This is a genomic window from Lentzea indica, assembly GCF_012184385.1.
Lineage (GTDB): Bacteria > Actinomycetota > Actinomycetes > Mycobacteriales > Pseudonocardiaceae > Lentzea > Lentzea indica.
Genome location: NZ_VSRL01000037.1, coordinates 36,286 through 55,520 on the forward strand (window position 1 = coordinate 36,286; position 19,235 = coordinate 55,520).

The following is a 19,235-nucleotide window of genomic DNA, read 5'->3' on the forward strand; positions in this document are numbered from 1 at the left end:
ATGTTCGAGGTGCCGTGGTCGGAGTACTCCGCCGACCTCTGGGAAGGCTTGCTGAAGACGTTGTCCTACACCGTCGCGGGGTTCGCCGGGGCCGCGCTGCTCGGGCTCGCGGTGGCGCTGCTGCGGCTGAGTGCGGTGAAGGCCTTGAGGATTCCCGCGCTGATCTACACCGAGCTGTTCAAGAACGTACCCCTGCTCGCGGTCATCTTCCTGACCTACTTCGGGCTGGGCTCTGTCGGGTTGAAGCTCGACGCGTTCCAGGCCGGCACGCTCAGCCTGATCCTGTTCTACGCGGCCTACCTGTCGGAGATCTTCCGGTCGGCCATCAACGGCGTCCACAACGGACAGCAGGAGGCGGCGTCGGCGCTGGGACTCAGCCGGCTGTCGACGTTCCGCAAGGTCGTGTTCCCGCAGGCGATGCGGCTGGCGTTACCCGGCACGAACACGATGCTGGTCGACCTGCTGAAGTCGACGTCGCTGCTGGTCACGATCTCCGCGGCCGAGTTGATGTCGCAGGGCAGGCTGATCACCTCGGCGACGTTCCGGGCGCTGGAGGTCTACCTGGTGATCGCGGTGATCTATTTCGTGCTCTGCTACCCGCTCTCGCAGGGGTTGCTGTGGCTGGAACGGCGGATCCACGCGGGCGTGCCGCTCTCCCCCACCCGTCGGCGCCGGTTGCGTGAGGCGCGCAAGTTGCTGGAGGTCCAGGTATGACCCCAAAAGGAGACTTCACAGTTCTCGCCGCTGATGTGGTGAGGGTGGACGGCCTGAGCAAGTCGTTCCACGGCCGGCTGGTGCTCGACGACGTGTCGCTGGCGGTGCGGCAGGCGACGATCACCGCGATCATCGGCTCGTCCGGTGGCGGCAAGACGACCCTGTTGCGTTGCCTGAACCTGCTGGAACGACCGGACTCCGGCACGATCGCGGTCGACGGCGTGCCGATCTTCGCGGACGGCGCGGTGTGCACGGACCTGCCCCGGTTGCGGCGGTCGGTCGGGATGGTGTTCCAGCGGTTCAACCTGTTCCCGCACCGCACGGCGCTGGAGAACGTCATGGCTGGCGCCGCTCGACGCCGGGGTGCCTGAGCAGGAGGCGTTGGAGCGCGCCGTCACGTTGCTGCGGCGGGTGCGGCTGGTGCATCGGGCGACGGCGTACCCCGAGCAGATGTCCGGCGGTGAGCAGCAACGGGTGGCGATCGCGCGGGCGCTGGCGTTGCGGCCGTCGGTGCTGCTGTTCGACGAGCCGACCTCGTCACTGGACCCCGAGTCGACCGGCGAGGTGCTGCTGGTGATGCGCGAGCTCGCGGCGACCGGCATCACGATGGTGCTGGTGACGCACGAACTGGCGTTCGCGCGGGAGGTCGCGGACCACGTGGTGTTCGTGGACGCGGGCAGGATCGCCGAGGAGGGCCCGCCGTCGCAGGTGCTGGTGCAGCCGCAGTCGGCGAGGACGCGGGAGTTCCTGACGCACTTCACCCGTGAAGGCCGATCATGAGCTCCGATCCGGTGGTCGTCGTCGGGGGCGGCGTCGTCGGTCTGTGCGTGGCGCACTACCTGGCCTCGGCCGGCGTCGCGGTGGAGGTGGTGGAACGGTCCGCGCTCGGTTCCGGTGCCTCGTGGGGCAACGCGGGCTGGGTGTGCCGATCGCACTCCGCACCGGTTCCCGCGCCCGGCGTGACGCGCTTCGCGTTGCGGTCGCTGGGAAAACCGGACTCCCCGCTGTACCTGCGGCCGCCGCTCGACTCGAGCTTCCTGGTGTGGCTCTGGCGGATGTGGCGCAGCAGCACGCGGGCCGGGTTCCGGCGCGGGTACGAGGCCGTGACGGCGTTGAACGCGCCGACGTTCGACCTGTTCGACGGGTTGGCCGCGGCCGGAGTGGAGACGACCTTGCACAGACCGGGGATGGTGCACGCGTTTCTGTCGGCCACGGAGGCGCGGCACCACCTGGAGGTGCAGCGGTCGATGGCGGACGGCAACTACGCGATGCCTTCCGCCGTGACGCTCGGACCGGACGCGGCCCTGCTGGATCCTGCTCTGTCGCCACGGGTTCAGGCCGCGTACCTGGTGGAAGGTGAGGGGGTGGTCGACCCTGTCGGACTGGTGGGGTCGCTGGCTCAGGCCGTGAAGAACGCGGGCGGACAGGTGCGGGAGAACGTTGCGGTGACCGGGTTCTCCGGCGGTGACCGGGTTCGGGTCGTGCACACGTCCGAAGGTGATCTGCGGTGTTCGGGTGTGGTCGTGGCTGCCGGGATGTGGTCGCAGCAGCTGCTGGCGGCATTGGGTGTGCGGCTGTCGATGCAGGCGGGCAAGGGGTACAGCTTCACGGTGGACCTGGACCCGGCACCGCGGCACGCATTGTACCTCGGGGATCGGCGGGTGGTGGCGTCGCCGATGAACGGGGCGACGCGGATCGCGGGGACGATGGAGCTGAGCGGCAACAACCGGAACCTGGACTGGCGGCGGGTGGTCGCGATCGCCAAGGCCAGCAGGCACTACCTCGGGGCGTGGTTCGACGATCCGGACGATCTGCCGCGGCGGATCCGCGATCCGTGGGTGGGTGGACGGCCGTTCCTGGCCGACGGGCTGCCGGTGATCGACCAGGCGCCGCAGCACGACAACGTGTTCGTGGCGACCGGGCACGGGATGCTCGGGGTGACGCTGGGACCGGCGACCGGGAAGGCGCTCGCCGAGTTCTACCTGAGCGGGCGGCGGCCAAAAGTGCTGGACCCGTTCCGGTTCAGGTGATCTTCTGAACCGGTGACCGGTGAGGACGTGCTGGAGATCTTGGCGGCGCTGGACGGCTTCGGCGTCTGGATCGGCGGTGGCTGGGGCATCGACGCGTTGGCCGGCAGGCAAACGCGTCCCCACGACGACCTCGACCTCATGCATCGCGAGGAACAGGAACCGTCGGTCCTCGCCGCCCTGGCCGCGCTCGGCTTCGCCGAAACCCTCTCGTGGCGGCCGGTGCGGTTCGTGCTCACGGACCCCGCAGGCCGCGAGATCGACCTGCACCCGCTGCGGTTCGCGCCGGACGGCAGCGCCGAGCAGTCCTCGCTGACGCCAGGCGAACCGTTCCACTACCCGGCGAAGTGCTTCGTCACCGGCACGATCCTCGGCACCACCGTGCCGTGCCTGTCCGCCGAACAGCAGATCCACTTCCACCAGGGCTACGAGCCGCGTGAACGGGACCTTCACGACCTGGCACTACTGGCCTCGATCGTCACCCGACGGTCGTAGGCCAACAGCAGGCGGACAACTGCACCAAATGCTCCCATGGGCGATTCGAAATACTAATGGAGATGGGCCGCCCAAAAGGGCAGAGTTCCCCTCAATCCATTCCTGTTGACAGAAGAAGTCACTCCCATGTCAACCCCGTATGCGCTGCTCAAAGCATCATTCGACCAACGTCGGTTGGACGCGAACCATTCCTGACACTTCCGGAACGCGCATCGGTTCAGTTCTTTCCCCAGTTTCTCGCGGCTTAGAACTCGCACATTCCTCACTTCCCGCCGACCGAACAATCTCCCGGAAGAGGATCGCGATGACCACAGCCTCGAAGCCGGACGCCGCGCTGGACGCCATGAGACCGGTGTTGCCGCCCGACCTCATGCAGCGCGCGAGCACCTTCGACCCCGCGACGCGCCTGGCCGGGCTCAGCGTGGCCGGTCCGATCCACCGCATCGAGCACAACGACGAACCGCTCTGGCTGGTCACGAGCCAGGAGGCCGCCCGCACCCTGCTGTCCGACCCGCGGATGAGCGCGGACCGGTTCAAGGTCAAGCGGTTGCGGGACAAGCTCGACCCGGAGATGCGTGACAAGTTCGCCGCCGCCGAGAGCCGAGCGGGGTCGTTCATCACCACCGACCCGCCCGAGCACACCCGCTACCGCAGGCTGCTCGCCCGGCAGTTCACGATGCGCCGGATGCGCGCGCTGACCGAGCAGATCGAGCAGATCATCACCGGCCGCATCGACGCGATGATCGCCGCGGGCCCGCCGTCGGACCTGATCCGCGACTTCGCGCTTCCCGTGCCGTCACTGGTGATCTGCGAGCTGCTCGGCGTGCCGGTGGCCGACCGCGGCCACTTCCAGGACGACACGATCGAGCTGCTCGACATGGCCACGGACCTGGAGGGCCTGATCGAGGTAGGCACCCGCATGCATCGCTACATGTGGGGTCTGGTGCAGCAAAAACGCGCCGACCGCGCGGACGACCTGCTGTCCGAACTAGTACACACCAGCGACATGTCCGACGACGAGATGGTCGGCCTGGCGAACCTGCTGCTGATCGCCGGCCACGAGACCACGACGAACATGCTCGGCCTCGGCGTGCTCGCGTTGCTGGATCATCCCGAACAGCTCAAGGCTCTGCGCGATGATCCCGGCGGCCTGATGGACACCGCGGTCGAGGAGATGCTGCGCTATCTGTCCATTGTCGACACCGGGATCGTGCGCTATGCGTTGGAGGACGTACGAATCGGCGACGTCACGATCCGGGAAGGCGACACCGTGATGTGCTCGGTGATCGCCACCAACCGCGACCCCGCGGAGTGCCCGGCCCCGGACGAGTTCCGCATCGACCGCCCGCGCAGCAGGCACCTCTCGTTCGGCCACGGCGTGCACCAGTGCCTGGGCAACGAGCTCGCCCGCATCGAGATGTCCGTCAGCTTCCGCGAGCTCCTGCGGCGCCTGCCCGCCCTCCGCCTCGCCGTGCCCGCCGAGGACGTGCACGTCCGCACCACGTCCACGATCTTCGGCGTCAAACATCTGCCGATCACCTGGGACGACTAGAGGAGAAAAACTCGGTGGCCGCGGGGGCTAGCGTGGAAGTCGTGAAGGGATTCAATCCGAGCTTCAGTCCCGAAACAGCGAAAACCTACGACAACTCACCCCGCGGCGACGAGGCGGACACCGTGCGGTTCCTCGCCGGGTTCGGCAGATCCGCGCTGGAGTTCGCGATCGGCACCGGCCGCATCGCGTTGCCGTTGAAGGAAACCGGTGTCGCGGTCGACGGCATCGAGCTCTCCCCCGCCATGGTGGCGCGCATGCGGGAGAAGCCCGGCGGCGAGAGCATCGACGTGACCATGGGCGACATGTCGAAGGAAGGCACCGGCCGCACCTACGAGCTGGTGTACCTGGTCTTCAACACGATCTGCAACCTGCTCACCCAGGACGACCAGGTGCGCTGCTTCGAGAACGCCGCACGCCACCTCGAACCCGGCGGCGTGTTCGTGATCGAGTCCGGTCTGCCGAGCTGGGCCGCGCGGCCACGGCACCAGTTCATCGACGTGGAGACGCTGGAGGTCGACCGCGTCGGGTTCGACGTCAACCGCTACGACCCGGTCACGCAGATGCTCGACGAGAACCACGTGGAGATCAGCGCGGACGGCATCCGGTTCGGCCCGATCCGGCAGCGGCTCACCTACCCGGCCGAGTTCGACCTGATGGCACGCATCGCCGGACTGCGGCTGCGCGACCGGTGGGGAGGCTGGAACGGCGAGCCGTTCACGGCGGACAGCACGCGGCACGTGAGCGTGTACGAGGTCGCCGCGTAACGTTCTTCGGCGCGAGCCACACCACTAGGCGTTGAACGCCTCCAGCGCCTCGGCCCTGATCTGCTCGAACTGCGCAGCCATCGCCTCGGACAACGCCTGCGCGCCGGACAACGGCCGCACCATCACGGTGAACTCGTCGATCAGCCCGTCGGCGTCGAGGTGCAGGAAGTCGCAGCCCTGGATCTCCTTGCCGTTGACCTCGGCACGGAACACCAGCGCGTGGTTCGGGCCGTCGACGATCTCGCGCTCGTAGCGGAAGTTCTCGAACACCCGCATCACGCCGCGCAGGATCGCGGCGGTCAGCGGCTTGCCGGGGTACGGCGCGAACGCGACCGGGCTGGTGAACACCACGTCGTCGGCCAGGCAGGCCGCCATGGCGTCGGTGTCGCGTGCCTCGACTGCCTTGCGGAATGCGTTCACAGCGGGCCCTCGCATACTCAACTTGTTGACTAGGTCGGGGCACCGTAACCTGCGGGTATGTCGCTGCGCAACGCTGTGATGGCCGCTTTGCTCGACGGGGAGGCGTCCGGCTACGACCTCGCCAAGGCCTTCGACGCGTCCGTCGCCAACTTCTGGATGTGCACGCCGCAGCAGCTCTACCGGGAGCTGGACCGGATGGAGGCCGACGGGCTGATCGAGGCGCGCACGGTCGAGCAGGAGCGCCGGCCCACCAAACGGCTGTTCTCCCTCACCGCAGCAGGTTTCGAGGCTTTGGCGGCGTTCACAGCCGAACCACGCAAGCCCACCGCCATCCGCGACGAGCTGCTGGTCGCGGTGATGGCCGCGGACTCCGGTGACGTCGAGGCGGTGAAGGCCTCGATCAGGGAACGCAAGCAGTGGGCCGAGGCGAAGATCGTGCGATACGAACGCCTCAGGGCCAAACTGCTCGGCGGCCGCACCGAAGAAGAGTTCCTGACCACGGCCGAACGGGTCGGGCCGTACCTGACGTTGTTGCGCGGCTTGTCGTTCGAGCGGGACAACGTGCGGTGGTGCGCGCGCTGCCTCACTGTTCTGGAGCGGCGTGGTGCACGGCTCGATGCGCCCACGTGAGGTTGAATCGGCTTCATGAACGGCATTTCGTTGTTGCAGGAGGCACTCAGTGCGCCCGCGGAAGAGGCGCGCAACCGGTTCGCGGGGCGGCTCAACGGCTACCTCGAGGGATCCGATGTCGTGCACGCCGTGCGGATGCAGGGCTGGCTCGGGCTGGACGTGCCCGGCCCCGGCTGTCACGTCGGCACCGGCAGCTGGGACTTCACCCGCTTCAAGGCGACGACCTCACCCGTGACGTGCGGGCGGTGCCGCAGCGCGGGGCTGCTCACCAGCTCGTTCACCGGCGGCCCTCACCAGCAGACCCTTGACCTGGAAGGGATCTAACCCGCACAGGCGTCTCGGTTGCGCAGCCCCATGCCGGTCAGCGCGGCCATGCCGAGGCGCTCGTAGTAGGGCCGCAACGACTCGTCACACGTGAGATCCACCGAGTAGAGGTGCCCTGCCTCGGCCAGGATCCGTCTCATCAGCTCGGATCCGATGCCCCTGCCCTGGAACTCCGGCCGCACCTCCAGCCACGGGATGAACGCGGTCAGCACACCGTCGCTGATCATGTTCACGAACCCGGCGACCTCGCTGCCAGAGCGTGCGATCACCACGCGGTAGCTCCCGCGCAGCACGGCCAGGTGCTGGGCCGGCGACGGCGGTGTGGGCCAGCCCACGAAGAACCCCGCGAGATCGCCCTCGGCGAGGTCGCTGACATCGGTGTTGTACGAGATCACAGCGGTATTGAACCGCTCCTGCAGATCTTTCGTAGCGCTGGTTTCGACCAATTTGCCAGCTAAGCTCCGCAGCGTGACCCTGCCGACAGCTCCGCTGCGCCGTGCGCGCTGTGCTGCTGTTGGTGTTGTCACCGGGGCACTCGCCGTTCTCGCACACACGAGTGCGGACGGCCACTTGCCGGACGCCGGGCTGGTCTTCTCGCTCGTCGGGTTGCTCACGTGGGCGACCACCGGGTTCGCCCGGCACGAGCTGACCCCGTTCCGGCTGCTGGTGCTGATCGGCGGCGGACAGCTGGCGATGCACCTGATGATGTCCCTCGCCGTGTCTCGTCACGAGCACGAGCCCGACCCGTCGCGCATGGTCGCCTCGCACGTCGTGGCCACCGCGCTGACCATCGTCGTCCTCGCCGTCGCCGAACGCACGGTGCTGACAGTCGCCCGCGCCATCGCGTCGGTCCTTCCCCGCAAGCACACTCCCCTGCCCGCCACGGCACCCCTGATCGTCGCCACGCCTGCCCGTGTGCCGGTCACGATCGACTTCCTGGACGTGCTGTCGTGGCGCGGTCCTCCGGCTGAACAGGTCTGAATCCCCTTTCACAGGGCCGCCCATCGGCGGTCCTGCACCTGTTCACGCCACTTTGGAGTGCCACCCTGATGACCACCACAGCCGCTCCGCCACGCACATCGTTCGCGTGGCGAGGGCTCTTCCTGCGCCTGCACTTCTACGCCGGCGTGCTCGTCGGCCCGTTCGTTCTCATCGCCGCGCTGACCGGCGTGCTCTACGCCCTCACCCCGCAACTGGAGTCCTGGGTCTACTCCGACCAGCTCCGCGTTCCCGTTTCCTCCCAGCAACTTCCGCTCAAGGACCAGGTCGACGCCGCGCTCGCGTCCTCACCTCAGGGCTCACTGGTCGCGGTGCGCCCGGCCCCCGAACCCGGCGCCACGACCCGTGTCCTGTTCGCCGAGGAAGGACTCGGCGAGTCCGAACGCCGAGCCGTCTTCGTCGATCCCGGCACCGGACGCGTCACCGGTGATCTCGTCGTCTACGGGACGAGCGGTGTGCTGCCGTTGCGCACGGCGCTGGACCAGCTGCACCGCAACCTGATGCTCGGCGAACCCGGCCGCCTCTACAGCGAGCTCGCCGCCTCCTGGCTGTGGGTCGTCGCGCTGGCCGGCCTGGTTCTGTGGATCACCAGGCCCCGCAACAGCAAGCGCATCCGCACGCACGGGTTGATCGGTGTGTGGGTGTTGGGAGGCGCGCTGTTCCTGTCCGCGACAGGTCTCACGTGGTCCGCCTACGCGGGCGAGAACATCTCCACGCTCCGCCAGGCCTTCGGCTGGACCACGCCGTCGTTGAAGATGCCCGGTGCCGGCGAGCACGGTGAGCACAGCTCGGGCACCTCGTCCGGCAGTGGTCACAGCGACATCGACAGCGTGGTCGGTATCGCGCGGTTGGCGGGCGTTGATGCTCGCAACGTCGAGGTCGGCCTGCCGGCCACTCCTGGTGGTGCCTGGAAGGTCGCGGAGATCGAGCGTGGCTGGCCCACCCAGGTCGACTCCGTCGCGGTGCACGGCGGTGAGGTGGTCAGCTCGGTGAAGTTCGCCGACTACCCGTTCGCCGCGAAGCTGACCCGGTGGGGCATCGACGCGCACATGGGCGTGCTGTTCGGTTGGCCCAACCAGCTGGTGCTGTTGCTGCTGGGCGGCGGGCTCGTCGCGTTGGTGGTGCTCGGCTACCGGATGTGGTGGAAGCGCAGGCCGACCAGCGGCTTCGGACGTCCGACGCCGCGCGGCCAGTGGCGCAAGGCCCCGCCGGTCGCCCTGGTCGGGCTCGGCGTCGGCACGCTGGTCGTCGGGTGGTTCGTGCCGTTGCTCGGGGTCAGCCTGGTGGTGTTCCTGGTGATCGATCTGCTGCTCGGGCGGCGCGCGAAAACGGCCTGACACAACGGAACGGTGGTGGCGCACGGTCATGCGTCACCACTGTCCACTGTGGACAAGGCTTGCCTGATCAGGACATTTACGGCATATTTACGCCCAGGAGCGCCGGGAAGCCTGGTCGGCCCGCACGTCACACGTCGTGACGGCGGAGAGCTGACGAGGGGCGCGCAGATGACGTTACTTCCCCACGCCATTCCTCTCACCAACGATCCGCAGGTCGTGCACGCCCTGGCTGCCCGCTGGCAGCGCGCCAGGACGTTGCTGCTGCTCTCCGCCGGTGTGCTGCCCGTCGCGATCGGTCTCGTCTGCATCGTGCTCGCCGCGATGACGTCGGCCGGGCAGCGGATCATGCCGTGGTGGTCGGCGATTCCGGCCGTGGCGGCCGCAGCCTGCGCGTGGGCGCTGCTGTCGTGGTTGCGCCGCAACGGGTTGAGCGACCCGCACTCGTGGCTGCCCGCCACCACGCTATGAGCCGGCGCGCAGCTCGTTCTCGGCGTGCTGCCGGGCTCTGGCATCGCGTTGCGGCTCAGCCCCGGCGCGGCGATCGCGGTGAAAGCCCTGTGCGCGGCCGGAGTGCTCGGCGCGGGCTCCGCCTGCTCACTGGCCGGGCTGGCCCGGCGCTCGCTGCTCGCGGCTCCGGTGCTCGAACTCGGCTCGACGGCGTTCTCCCTCGTCCTGGTCGGCCAGGGCTCGCGCGTGGTGATCGGCACCGACCGCGTCGACTGGACCACACGCCACGGCGGGCGGATCGACGCCGGGGTCTCGTTCGCCCGCATCCGCCGCGTGACCGCTCACGCGAACGCGATCGTCCTGCACACCGCGTCCGGCTCGTGGACGGTCCCGGTGTCCGATCCGGCGACCGCACAGGAGTTGCTGCTTCGCAGGCTCACGTGGTGGGAGGAGCGCCGCAATGCCATCGAGGAGCGCGAGCGCCGCCGCTACCTCGACCTCGTGCAGCTGCTCGCGGCGGTCAGCGGCAAGGCCACGCGCGGCGGCGTCACCGTGACCGTGGACTCGAACGGCGTCACGACGGGCATCGAACTCGGTCCCGCGGCGCGCGACCTGGATCCGGAGGCCCTCGCCGCGCAACTGATGGCCTGCGTCCAGAGAGCGCGGTCCGACGCACGCAGGCAGGTGCAGGACCTCGTCCTCGATCACGCCGAGAAAGCCAGCCACTAGTCGCTTGTCCCGCGCCTCCTGGCCTGCCTAGTGTCGCGACCGTCAGCCTTCGCCCCGTATTCCGACGTTCAGACGGGTGCATCGTGGTGCCGCCCCCGCGTCCTCGTACTGGTTGTACGGGGGCGCGGGGCCGGTGCCGCGAGGTGCCCTGCTGAGCGCCGGAAGACGCGGCGATTGTTGGCGGTCGCGGCACTGGGTTGTGGAACATCGGACGATGGGGGACGAGATGCGCAGACGTGACTTCCTCGCCGCGGCGGCCGGTGTCGCCGCCGTCGTGGCCGACCCCGCGAGCGCGCTCGCGGCGACAGGGCAACGGCGGGTGCCGCGAACCCGCCGGATCTCAACCTCAGCGACTTCCCCGTCGTGGCAAGGGTTCGGGCGCGCAAGGCGCTCGAACACCTCAAGGTGCTCAGCGACGGGATCGGGCCGCGGATCGGCGGTACCTCGTCCGAGCACCGGGCCCGCGACTACCTCGTCCGCGAGCTCAAGGCGCTGCGGTACCAGGTGACGACGCAGCCCTTCACCGTTGCGGACAAGTACCTCGCCGACGTCAACGGCAAGTGGCAGGCCGGCGCTTCACGTTTCGGGACTCTCGGCGTCACGGTCAAGGCACCGTTCGTCGAGGTGGTCGACGGTCAGCTGCCCGACCTCACGGGCAAGATCGCGTTCTACGTCAACGCTCCCGCCGGATCGGCGCCGACGCACGCGGCGATCGAACGCGGTGCGGTGGCGGTGATCCTCGGCCGGATCTCCACGACGGCCAACAGGTCCAGCGCGTTCTCACCCACGCTCGACCGCAACGTCACGGTGCCGGTCATCGGCCTCGCCCAGGTGCACACGGAGAAGCTGCGCGCGCAGGCGTCCGGTGAGCTGACGATCAGCACCACGCACCACCCGAACCTCACGTCCTACAACGTGATCGCGGACCGGCCGGCGACGTTCCCGTGGCACGACAACGGGGTCGTGATGGTGACCGCGCACTACGACAGCGTGCCGGGATCACCGGGCGCCAACGACGACGGCAGCGGAACCGTGCTGTGCCTGGAACTGGCGCGGGTGTTGCGGTATCTGCCGACGCACAAGGCGATCCGGTTCGCGTTGTGGGGTTCGGAGGAGCAGGGGCTGCTCGGCTCGCGGCACTACGTCTCGCAACTCGCGCCAGAGGAGATCGCCCGGATCAAGGGCGTCTTCCAGAACGACATGGTCGCCACGAGCCACGACCCGGCGACGGCGTACTGGTTGCTGTCCGTGGACGGCGCCGACAACACGACGACCGCCGAGGTACGTGCGGCGGCGCAACGGCTCGGGTACGACCCGCGGGTGCACGGACCGGTGGCGCGCGGGTCGAGCGACCACGTGCCGTTCCACGAGAAGGGCATGGCGGCGGCGAACTTCAGCTGGCGCGGCGAGGGCGGACCGGCGCAGCTGGAGCCGATCTACCACACGCCGGAGGACACGATCCGGGACAACATCAGCCTGGAACGCCTGCAAGTGTCGCTGGAGCTGATCGGCGCGGCGGCCTATCGGCTCGCCAGTCGGCGATGAGCAGCAACTGAACAGACACACGGTCACGGGGTCGGCGCGGTCAGCTCGTCGAGCCGCCGATCCCGCAACCACACGGCGAACTCGTCCGCGGGCAACGGCTTGCTCAAGCAGTACCCCTGCACGATGTCGCACCCCAACGCCGCCAGCGCGGACCAGGTCTCCTCGTCCTCGACCCCCTCGGCCACGACCTCCAGCTCGAGGTTGTGCGCGAGCCCGAGCAACGACCGGGTGATCGCCGCGCTGGACGAGTCCGACCGCATGTTCGTCGTGAACGACCGGTCGATCTTCATCTCGTGCACGGGCATGGTTCGCAGGTAGGCGATCGACGAGTACCCGGTGCCGAAGTCGTCGATCGACAGCCGCACTCCCAGCTCCCGCAACCGTTCCAGCACATCGCCTGCCCTGTGTGGATCGGCGATGATCGCCGACTCGGTGATCTCCAGCGTCAGGGCCTCCGCGGGCCGGTCGTGCTCCTTCAGCAGCCGCGAGACCTGGTCGGGGAACGTGGGATCGTGCAGGCACTGGGCACCGACGTTGACCGAGATCGGCACGTCCCGCCCGCCGGCGTGCCATTCACGGCACTGCGCCAGCGCGTGGTCGAGCACGTACCGCGTGAGCGGCTCGATCAGCCCGGTCTCCTCGGCCGCGGGGATGAAGCGGTCCGGCCCGAGCAGTCCCAGCCGCGGATGCTGCCACCGGCACAGCACCTCGGCCCCGCACACGGTTCCGCTGCGCAGGTCGGCCTTGGGCTGGTAGTGCAGCACCAGTTCGCCGTGGTCGATGGCCCGGCGCAAGTCGCTGATCACGGTCAGCTGAGCCTCGCCGTGCTGGTCGAGCCCCGGTTCGTAGACCGACGTGCCGAGGCGGGCGCGCTTGGCCGCGTACATCGCGATGTCGGCGTGCTTCAGGAGCTCGTGAGCATCCGAGGAGTCCGTCGGATACATCGCCACACCGATGCTGCAGCCGACGTCGACGGACAGGCCGTCGATGTCCACGGCCTCTTCCAGCGCCCGGTGCACCCGGTCCGCGACGATCAGAGCGTTCGCGGCAGTCCGCACCGAGGGCAGCAGGACCGCGAACTCGTCGCCACCCAGCCTGGCCACGGTGTCGACGTCGCGGACGGCGCCGGTCAGGCGGTTGGCGACGTGTTGGAGCAGGCGGTCACCGAACGCGTGGCCGAGCGTGTCGTTGATCGGCTTGAAGCGGTTGAGGTCGATCAGGAACAGGCCGAGAGGCTCGCCGGACCGGTTCGAGCGTTCGATCGCCTGTCCGGTGCGCTGGGTGAGCAGCGTGCGGTTGGCCAGGCCGGTCAACGCGTCGTGCATGGCCTCGTGCTCGCTCTTCGCGGCCTGGCGGAGGATCTTGCGACGGTGGCCCAGCAGCACGACGCCGCAGAGCGCCACCAGGCCGAGATCGATCACGAACGCGACGACGGCGGCCAGCCTCAACCGGCCGTTCTGCCTCTCGGCGGCCCGCAGGTAGTCGGTGGTTTCAAGGCGTTTGAGCTGGACGACGGTGGAGAGCTGTTTGCGCAGTGAGACAAGGGTGAGCTCAGCCTGGTCGGCTTTCTGCCGGGCGGCCGTGCCGTCGCCGCTGTCGCCGGCCGCAACGGTTTCGCGCAGCAAGGTCGTGTAGTCGCCGTAGAGGTCGCCGACGATCACGGCGGCACGGACGTCGGCATTGGCGCCGTGCTCACGCAGCCAGCGCAGGCTTTCACCTGCGGCACCCGCGGCGTTGGCGACCGGTTGGCCCATGACGGGGGTGCCGGAGCGGAGGTAGTCGACGAGGGCGTGGTCGGCGACGTCGACGTTCTGCACGACGCGGCCCCAGCGGTCGCTGATCTCGTTGAGTTCGTGCAGGTGGATGGCGGCGCGTTGCATGCTCAGGCTGGTCCACAGCGCGAGGCCCGCCAACGCTGCGAGACCGATCGTCAGACTGATGACGGTCGTCCGCGCGGTTGTGCGGGCCTCGATCCAGTTGGACAGCATCCAAGCCGCCTGCCTTCAGCTCACCGGCCGGACATCGCTTTCCGGCGAAGTGGTAATTGGTACGCAGCCAAAGGATGGCACGCAAGCCCGACACATCGGGGCGCTGTGGTCTACCCTCGTGCGCTTCTAGCGATCAACTGATTGGGCATCCCCATGGTTGGCCTGACCCGTACGTTCTTACCTGCGCTTTTACTGGCGGTGGCGGGGGTGAGCGGATGCGGCGACGGGAAGACGTCCGATGACCCGCCCACGATCGGATTCGTGTCCCAGAACAACAGCCGCGACTTCTCCAAGGAGATGAGCGAGGGCTTCCGGGCGGGCGCGACCATCGCCGGCGGGATCAAGGCCGAGGTCACCGGGCCGGACACGCACGACGGGCTCAAGCAGGTCGAGCTGCTGCGTGACCTCGCGACGCGTGCGAAGGGCGGCATCGGGCTGTCGGCGGTGGCGCCGGAACTGGTGGCGGAGCCGATGGCACAGGTGACCGCGCAGGGCATCCCGATGATCGCGGTGGCCGGCGGGCAGGTCGCTCCGGGCTCCGGGGTCAGGCTGCTGATCGAGAACGACAACTACGAACTGGGCAGGATGCTTGCCGACGTGACGGCCGACAAGGTGCCGCCGGACAGCGCGGGCAAGATCGTCATCGGCAGCAACTCCCCCGCGATGCCCGCGCTGGACCAGCGCGCCGCCGGCCTGAGGGCACGGCTCGTGGAACGGTTGCCGAAGCTGCAGGTGATCGGGCCGCTGGACACCGGTCGCGACCTTCCCGCGAACCTCGCGACGTGGCAGCGCCTGGCCGAGGCCAACCCGGACGCGCTCGCGTTGCTGGGCACCGGTGACGTCGACGCGATCAACCTCGCCGCCGTGCACGCGGCCAGGAACGCGAAGTGGCTGGCAGGCGCGTTCAGCCTGGACCCCAGGGCGTTGCAGGGCGTCAAGGAGGGCCACCTGTTCGCGTCGGTGTCCGCGGAGCACTTCCTCAAGGGCGCGGTGGCTGGGTGGCTGCTGGCCGAGCACGCCAAGACCGGCCGCGCGCTCCCACAAGGCTGGTTCGTCGCGCCGGGACTGACGGTCCAGGCGTCCAACGTGGACGAAATCATCCGCCGCCAATCCAACGAGACCAACCGTCTCGAGGCCGCCCGGCCGAAGATCGACGTCCTCATCGCCGATCCGTCGCAACACCTGCGTCCACTCGATCAGGCGCGTTGACCCGTTTTGCGCATTGGATCTCCCACGCCGGTGACAGACAGCCGACCTTGAGCAAGCATGCATGCTCCCTGTCTTGGAGGGCCGCATGATCAATCGAAGGACACTCGCCAAAACCGTTGGTGCCGCGCTGGCGGTGTCGGCCACCACGGGTGTCGCCACCGCTGACACCGAACACACGCGGCGCGGCCGGTACCTCATCCGCAACGGCGCGGTCGTCACCGTCGACAAGGCGCTCGGGGTGTTGCCGCGCGCGGACGTCCTCGTCGACGACGGCAAGATCGAAGCGGTCGGGCGTGACCTGAGCGCGCACGGCGCCAAGATCGTCGACGCGACCGACATGATCGTCATGCCGGGCTTCGTCAACACCCATCACCACATGTGGAGCGCGATCGGCCGCAACTACGTGGCCGACGGCTTCCCCTACTTCGCGGCGAAGCGGGCCACGTCGACGCTGTACGAGGCGAAGGACGTCTACCGCAGCGTCCTGCTCGGGCTGGCCGAGCTCGCCAACGCCGGGGTGACCACCGTGCACAACTGGTCGAACAACACCCGCTCCCCCGCGCACGCCGACGCCGAACTTCAAGCGCACCGCGACGGGTTGCTGCGCGCGAGGTTCTCCTACGGTCACGTGGACCAGATGCCGCGTGACGTGCCGATGGATCTCACCGACGTGGACCGCGTGCGCCAGCAGTACTTCTCTCAAGGAAGCGCGTTCGACGGACTGGTGCACCTGGGCATCAACCTGCGAGGGCTGTCGCAGAGCACCGAGCCGGCGTTCTTCGCGGACATGGAGGCGGCGCTGCGACGCGGCCTGCCGATCGCGATCCACGCGGGCCAGGCGCCGCCGCGGATCGTGGACGCCGCCGACTACGAACGACGCGGCTGGCTCGGCCCCAAGACGTTGCTGACGCACTACGTCACGGCGCTGGACAGCGACATGGAGGTCCTGGTGCGGACCGGCACGCCGTTGAGCTGGTCACCGCACTCGGAGTTCCGGCTGGGCACGGCGGGCGATCCGCGGGACACGCTGCTGCGGTTCCGCAAGGCGGGCGTGCCGGTGTCGCTGTCGTCGGACGCCACGTCCATCGCGCCGTCGGACATGTTCGAGACGATGCGGCTCGTCTGGAACACCGGCATTCCGTGGCAGGGCACGCCGTCCGCGGGTTTGCCGGAGGTCGGTTTCCGTGACGTGCTGGAGATGGCGACGATCAACGGTGCCCGCGCGCTGGGGCTGGGCGACGTCACCGGGTCGATCACCGTCGGCAAGCGGGCGGACGTCGTCCTCGTGCGCACCAACGACATCAACCTCGCGCCGGGCGGGTTGTTCGAGACGACACTGGTGCAGGCGGCGACTCCCTCGAACGTCGACACGGTGTTCTCGGACGGCCGGATCGTCAAGCGCGGCGGCAGGCTGGTGGCCTACGACGTGGACCGGATCGTGCGTGATGCCAAGGCTTCCTCGCTTCGAATCCGCACGGCTGCGGGAGGGATTCTGACTCCTCCCGCGAGCTGAGGGCTGCCGGTGGCGTTCAGCGGCTGACGTCGAGCACGGCACGGGTGAACGCCTCCGGGGCTTCCTGCGGAACGTTGTGCCCGATGCCGTCGAGAATCCTGTGTTCGTAGCGCCCGGTGAACCGGTCGCGGTAGCCGGCGCCGCTCTTGTTGGGGCCGTCGAAGTCGCTGGCGATCGTGATCGTCGGCACGCTGATCACGGGCCTGCTCTGCAGCTTGCGCTCCAGCCCGTCGTAGCGGTGCTCACCCTCAGCGAGCTGGAGCCGCCAGCGATAGTTGTGGATGACGATCGCGACGTGGTCGGGGTTCTTCCAAGCCGTGGCGCTCTGGGCGTAGGTGGCCTCGTCGAAGTTCCACTGCGGCGAGGCGAGCTTCCAGATCAGCTTGTTGAACTCGTAGGTGTTCTGCGTGTAGCCCTTCTCACCGCGTTCGGTGGCGAAGTAGAACTGGTACCACCAGCCCAGCTCGGCCTGCGGGCTCAGCGGCTCCTGGTTCGCCGCGAGACTGATGATCAGGTACCCGCTGACCGACACCAGCGCCCTGACCCGCTCCGGCCACAGCGCCGCGGTGACGCACGCCGTCCGCGCGCCCCAGTCGAACCCGGCGAGGGTCGCCTGGCGGATCTTGAGCGCGTCCATGAACGCGATCAGGTCGCTCGCCACCGCCGCCGGCTGCCCGTTGCGCTTCGTCCTGGCGTGCAGGAACCGCGTCGGGCCGTAGCCCCTCAGGTACGGGATGAGGACCCGGTGGCCCTGCGCGGCCAGCCTGGGAGCGACGTCAACGAAGCTGTGGATGTCGTACGGCCAGCCGTGCAGAAGGATCGTGACCGGACCGTCCGCCGGACCCATCTCGGCGTACCCGACGTCCAGCAGTCCTGCCCTGACCTGCTTGATCGGTCCCCACGCAGGCTTCGACGTCTGTGCGGTCGCGGTGGCCGTGACGAGGGGCGCCGCCACGCCCGCCACCGCCAGTGCCTGGGAGAACTGTCGCCTGCTGATCATGACGTCGACCGTAAGCGCGGGTCTTGGTAGCTCGCGAGCGTCAGGTGACGGTCTCCGAGTACGTCATCAACGCGGTCTTGAGCTCGGCGCGGGCCGTCACGCCGAGCTTGGGAAAAATCCGGTGCAGATGTGTGCTGACCGTCCGGTGCGACAGGTGCAGCCGCTCCCCGATCTCCTTGTTCGTCAGCCCGTCCGCCGCCATCCGCGCGATGGTCAGCTCGTGCTCGGTCAGCTCGCCGTTGCCGTTGCGCGACTCCCCGGACGCCCTCAGCTCCTCGCGCGCCCGTTCCGCCCAGTCCTTGGTGCCGAACGCCTCGAACGCCTCCGCGGCCGCCTTGAGGTGCGGCCTCGCCTGGGCGGCTCTGCGTTGCCTGCGCAGCCAGGCCCCGAAGGCCAGCTGCGTCCGCGCCCGGTCCCACGGCGAGCTTCCGGCGTCGAGCGCGGCAGTGAAGAGGGCCTCGGCTTCTTCGTCTCGCGCCAGCAGAGCGCGCGCGTACCTCAGGCCTGTCGCCAATGCGGGCGAGCTGGTGGCGGTGCCGAACTCCTCCACGATCTTGCCGGCGTCGTCGGAGTTGCCGCTGCGGGTGGCGGCCTCGACCAGTTCTGGCAGCACGTACCTGCGCAGCGCCAGCTGGTAGGCGGGGTCCGCCGGGTCGTGGACGCGGCGGACGGCGGCGAACGCGTCCGCGTACCGGCCCTCGCCCAGCGCGGCAAGGCTTCTGGCCAGTTGGACGGTGGCCAGGACGGGTCGCGCGCCTGCTGCGAGCCCGATCCGTTCGGCCTCAGCGGCCAGTTCCGCGGACTGCTCGTAGTCGCCGCGCAGGGCGGCGATCTCGGCTCGCACGGCCGCGGCCAGCCCGCGCATGTACGGCTGGCGGGTCTCCTCGGCCAGCCTGGCGGCTTCGCAGGCGGCGGGTTCGGCGGCGGTGATGTCGCCGAGACGGGTTCGGCTCCACGCTTCGACGGCGAGGGCGCGCGCCAGGAGGCCGAACTGGCCTTGCGCACGCAGACCTCGTTGTGCGGCAAGGGAAAACCGCACGGACTCTTCGAACGCGCCCACCTGGAGGGCGGCGCTGCCGAGCAGGCGGAACGTGGCGGGGTCGTCTCCCCCGCCACGGACCGCGCGCAGTCCCGCCACCACCGCGTCGCCCTGCTCGACCGGACTCACGTACGCCGACATCGCCAGCATCCGCGGATCCTGCGGGTCGATCGGCAACCGGCGTGCCACCGCGGCGATCCGCTCACGGACAGCGGCTCCCGGCTCCACCCAAAAGCAGCGCATCGCGACGCTCCAGAAGATCCGCATCCCCAGCTCGACGTCGCCGTCGCCCACCACGGCCTCGGCCAGCACAGCCAGTTCACCCGGCCCTGCCGCGCCCTCCCCCACGCCGTCGTCGAACGCGCTGGGCAGCCACGTCACCAGCGCCCGCTCCCGTGCCGTGAGGTCACGGTCAGGGACGGCTACGACGAGGTTCCGTCGCTGGAAAAGGCACGTCCTGGCATCGAGAACGCACTGGCGAACGAGCCGTCGCTGTTGCTGCT

General features: G+C 69.0%; 21 protein-coding genes. 16 read left to right on the forward strand and 5 right to left on the reverse strand.

The annotated features are described in order from the left end of the window. The 7 genes from FXN61_RS13360 to FXN61_RS13385 all read left to right on the forward strand — a co-directional run bounded on the left by FXN61_RS13360 (position 1) and on the right by FXN61_RS13385 (position 5,552). Positions 1 to 714 (forward strand): amino acid ABC transporter permease, encoded by a 714-nt coding sequence (locus FXN61_RS13360; protein ID WP_167973761.1) that lies wholly within the window; start codon positions 1 to 3, stop codon positions 712 to 714. Next, positions 711 to 1,085, forward strand: a complete 375-nt coding sequence (locus FXN61_RS56935; RefSeq protein ID WP_312877693.1) for an ATP-binding cassette domain-containing protein — start codon at positions 711 to 713, stop codon at positions 1,083 to 1,085. Before FXN61_RS13360 ends, FXN61_RS56935 begins: the two co-directional genes overlap by 4 nt. Continuing rightward, positions 1,078 to 1,494, forward strand: a complete 417-nt coding sequence (locus tag FXN61_RS56940) for an amino acid ABC transporter ATP-binding protein (protein ID WP_312877694.1) — start codon at positions 1,078 to 1,080, stop codon at positions 1,492 to 1,494. The genes FXN61_RS56935 and FXN61_RS56940 overlap by 8 nt, the downstream gene beginning before the upstream one ends. Next, entirely contained in the window at positions 1,491 to 2,744 is a 1,254-nt protein-coding gene (locus FXN61_RS13370; RefSeq protein ID WP_167973763.1) for an NAD(P)/FAD-dependent oxidoreductase, read from the forward strand. The genes FXN61_RS56940 and FXN61_RS13370 overlap by 4 nt, the downstream gene beginning before the upstream one ends. A 12-nt stretch (positions 2,745 to 2,756) precedes the next feature. Beyond that, positions 2,757 to 3,236: a nucleotidyltransferase domain-containing protein gene (locus tag FXN61_RS13375; RefSeq protein ID WP_167973765.1), complete on the forward strand. Its 480-nt coding sequence runs from the start codon at positions 2,757 to 2,759 to the stop codon at positions 3,234 to 3,236. A gap of 304 nt (positions 3,237 to 3,540) precedes the next feature. After that, the gene (locus FXN61_RS13380) at positions 3,541 to 4,788 is read left to right on the forward strand and encodes a cytochrome P450 (RefSeq protein ID WP_167973767.1); all 1,248 of its coding nucleotides are present in this window, start codon (positions 3,541 to 3,543) and stop codon (positions 4,786 to 4,788) included. Between the two features lie 41 nt (positions 4,789 to 4,829). Then, positions 4,830 to 5,552, forward strand: a complete 723-nt coding sequence (locus FXN61_RS13385; protein ID WP_167973769.1) for a class I SAM-dependent DNA methyltransferase — start codon at positions 4,830 to 4,832, stop codon at positions 5,550 to 5,552. A gap of 24 nt (positions 5,553 to 5,576) precedes the next feature. Here FXN61_RS13385 and FXN61_RS13390 read toward each other — a convergent pair whose 3' ends face one another. Further along, positions 5,577 to 5,972, reverse strand: a complete 396-nt coding sequence (locus FXN61_RS13390; RefSeq protein ID WP_167973771.1) for a nuclear transport factor 2 family protein — start codon at positions 5,970 to 5,972, stop codon at positions 5,577 to 5,579. A gap of 57 nt (positions 5,973 to 6,029) precedes the next feature. Between FXN61_RS13390 and FXN61_RS13395 the strand changes: the two genes are divergently transcribed. Together FXN61_RS13395 and FXN61_RS13400 are read left to right on the forward strand one after the other, a co-directional pair. Then, the gene (locus FXN61_RS13395; RefSeq protein ID WP_167973773.1) at positions 6,030 to 6,602 is read left to right on the forward strand and encodes a PadR family transcriptional regulator; all 573 of its coding nucleotides are present in this window, start codon (positions 6,030 to 6,032) and stop codon (positions 6,600 to 6,602) included. 15 nt (positions 6,603 to 6,617) lie between these two features. Then, the gene (locus FXN61_RS13400; protein ID WP_167973775.1) at positions 6,618 to 6,926 is read left to right on the forward strand and encodes a hypothetical protein; all 309 of its coding nucleotides are present in this window, start codon (positions 6,618 to 6,620) and stop codon (positions 6,924 to 6,926) included. On the opposite strand, the gene FXN61_RS13405 is transcribed toward FXN61_RS13400, so the two are convergent. Continuing rightward, positions 6,923 to 7,321, reverse strand: a complete 399-nt coding sequence (locus FXN61_RS13405; protein ID WP_167973777.1) for a GNAT family N-acetyltransferase — start codon at positions 7,319 to 7,321, stop codon at positions 6,923 to 6,925. The genes FXN61_RS13400 and FXN61_RS13405 overlap by 4 nt on opposite strands. A 73-nt stretch (positions 7,322 to 7,394) precedes the next feature. Here FXN61_RS13405 and FXN61_RS13410 point away from each other — a divergent pair, with 73 nt between their 5' ends. The 5 genes from FXN61_RS13410 (at position 7,395) to FXN61_RS55275 (ending at position 11,983) form a co-directional block, all read left to right on the forward strand. Further along, positions 7,395 to 7,907: a hypothetical protein gene (locus FXN61_RS13410; protein WP_167973779.1), complete on the forward strand. Its 513-nt coding sequence runs from the start codon at positions 7,395 to 7,397 to the stop codon at positions 7,905 to 7,907. Between the two features lie 68 nt (positions 7,908 to 7,975). Beyond that, positions 7,976 to 9,262 (forward strand): PepSY-associated TM helix domain-containing protein, encoded by a 1,287-nt coding sequence (locus tag FXN61_RS13415; protein WP_167973781.1) that lies wholly within the window; start codon positions 7,976 to 7,978, stop codon positions 9,260 to 9,262. A 168-nt stretch (positions 9,263 to 9,430) separates the two neighbouring features. Further along, on the forward strand, positions 9,431 to 9,730 hold the full coding sequence (locus FXN61_RS13420; protein ID WP_167973783.1) for a hypothetical protein: 300 nt from the start codon (positions 9,431 to 9,433) through the stop codon (positions 9,728 to 9,730). A gap of 24 nt (positions 9,731 to 9,754) precedes the next feature. Next, positions 9,755 to 10,438: a YbaB/EbfC family nucleoid-associated protein gene (locus FXN61_RS13425; protein WP_167973785.1), complete on the forward strand. Its 684-nt coding sequence runs from the start codon at positions 9,755 to 9,757 to the stop codon at positions 10,436 to 10,438. 363 nt (positions 10,439 to 10,801) lie between these two features. Next, positions 10,802 to 11,983: a M28 family peptidase gene (locus FXN61_RS55275; RefSeq protein ID WP_312877695.1), complete on the forward strand. Its 1,182-nt coding sequence runs from the start codon at positions 10,802 to 10,804 to the stop codon at positions 11,981 to 11,983. A 23-nt stretch (positions 11,984 to 12,006) separates the two neighbouring features. Here FXN61_RS55275 and FXN61_RS13435 read toward each other — a convergent pair whose 3' ends face one another. Then, positions 12,007 to 13,971: a putative bifunctional diguanylate cyclase/phosphodiesterase gene (locus FXN61_RS13435; protein WP_167973787.1), complete on the reverse strand. Its 1,965-nt coding sequence runs from the start codon at positions 13,969 to 13,971 to the stop codon at positions 12,007 to 12,009. 261 nt (positions 13,972 to 14,232) lie between these two features. On the opposite strand from FXN61_RS13435, the gene FXN61_RS13440 reads away from it, so the two are divergent. Both FXN61_RS13440 and FXN61_RS13445 read left to right on the forward strand, forming a co-directional pair. Beyond that, positions 14,233 to 15,180, forward strand: a complete 948-nt coding sequence (locus FXN61_RS13440; protein WP_167973789.1) for a sugar ABC transporter substrate-binding protein — start codon at positions 14,233 to 14,235, stop codon at positions 15,178 to 15,180. An 85-nt stretch (positions 15,181 to 15,265) separates the two neighbouring features. Next, entirely contained in the window at positions 15,266 to 16,693 is a 1,428-nt protein-coding gene (locus FXN61_RS13445; RefSeq protein WP_167973791.1) for an amidohydrolase family protein, read from the forward strand. Between the two features lie 16 nt (positions 16,694 to 16,709). Here the strand turns inward: FXN61_RS13445 and FXN61_RS13450 are convergent, their stop codons facing one another. Together FXN61_RS13450 and FXN61_RS13455 are read right to left on the reverse strand one after the other, a co-directional pair. Then, positions 16,710 to 17,693 (reverse strand): alpha/beta fold hydrolase, encoded by a 984-nt coding sequence (locus tag FXN61_RS13450; RefSeq protein ID WP_167973793.1) that lies wholly within the window; start codon positions 17,691 to 17,693, stop codon positions 16,710 to 16,712. 40 nt (positions 17,694 to 17,733) lie between these two features. Beyond that, positions 17,734 to 19,235, reverse strand: a 1,502-nt coding sequence (locus FXN61_RS13455) for a LuxR family transcriptional regulator (RefSeq protein WP_223165418.1), incomplete at its 5' end; no start/stop codon positions are given.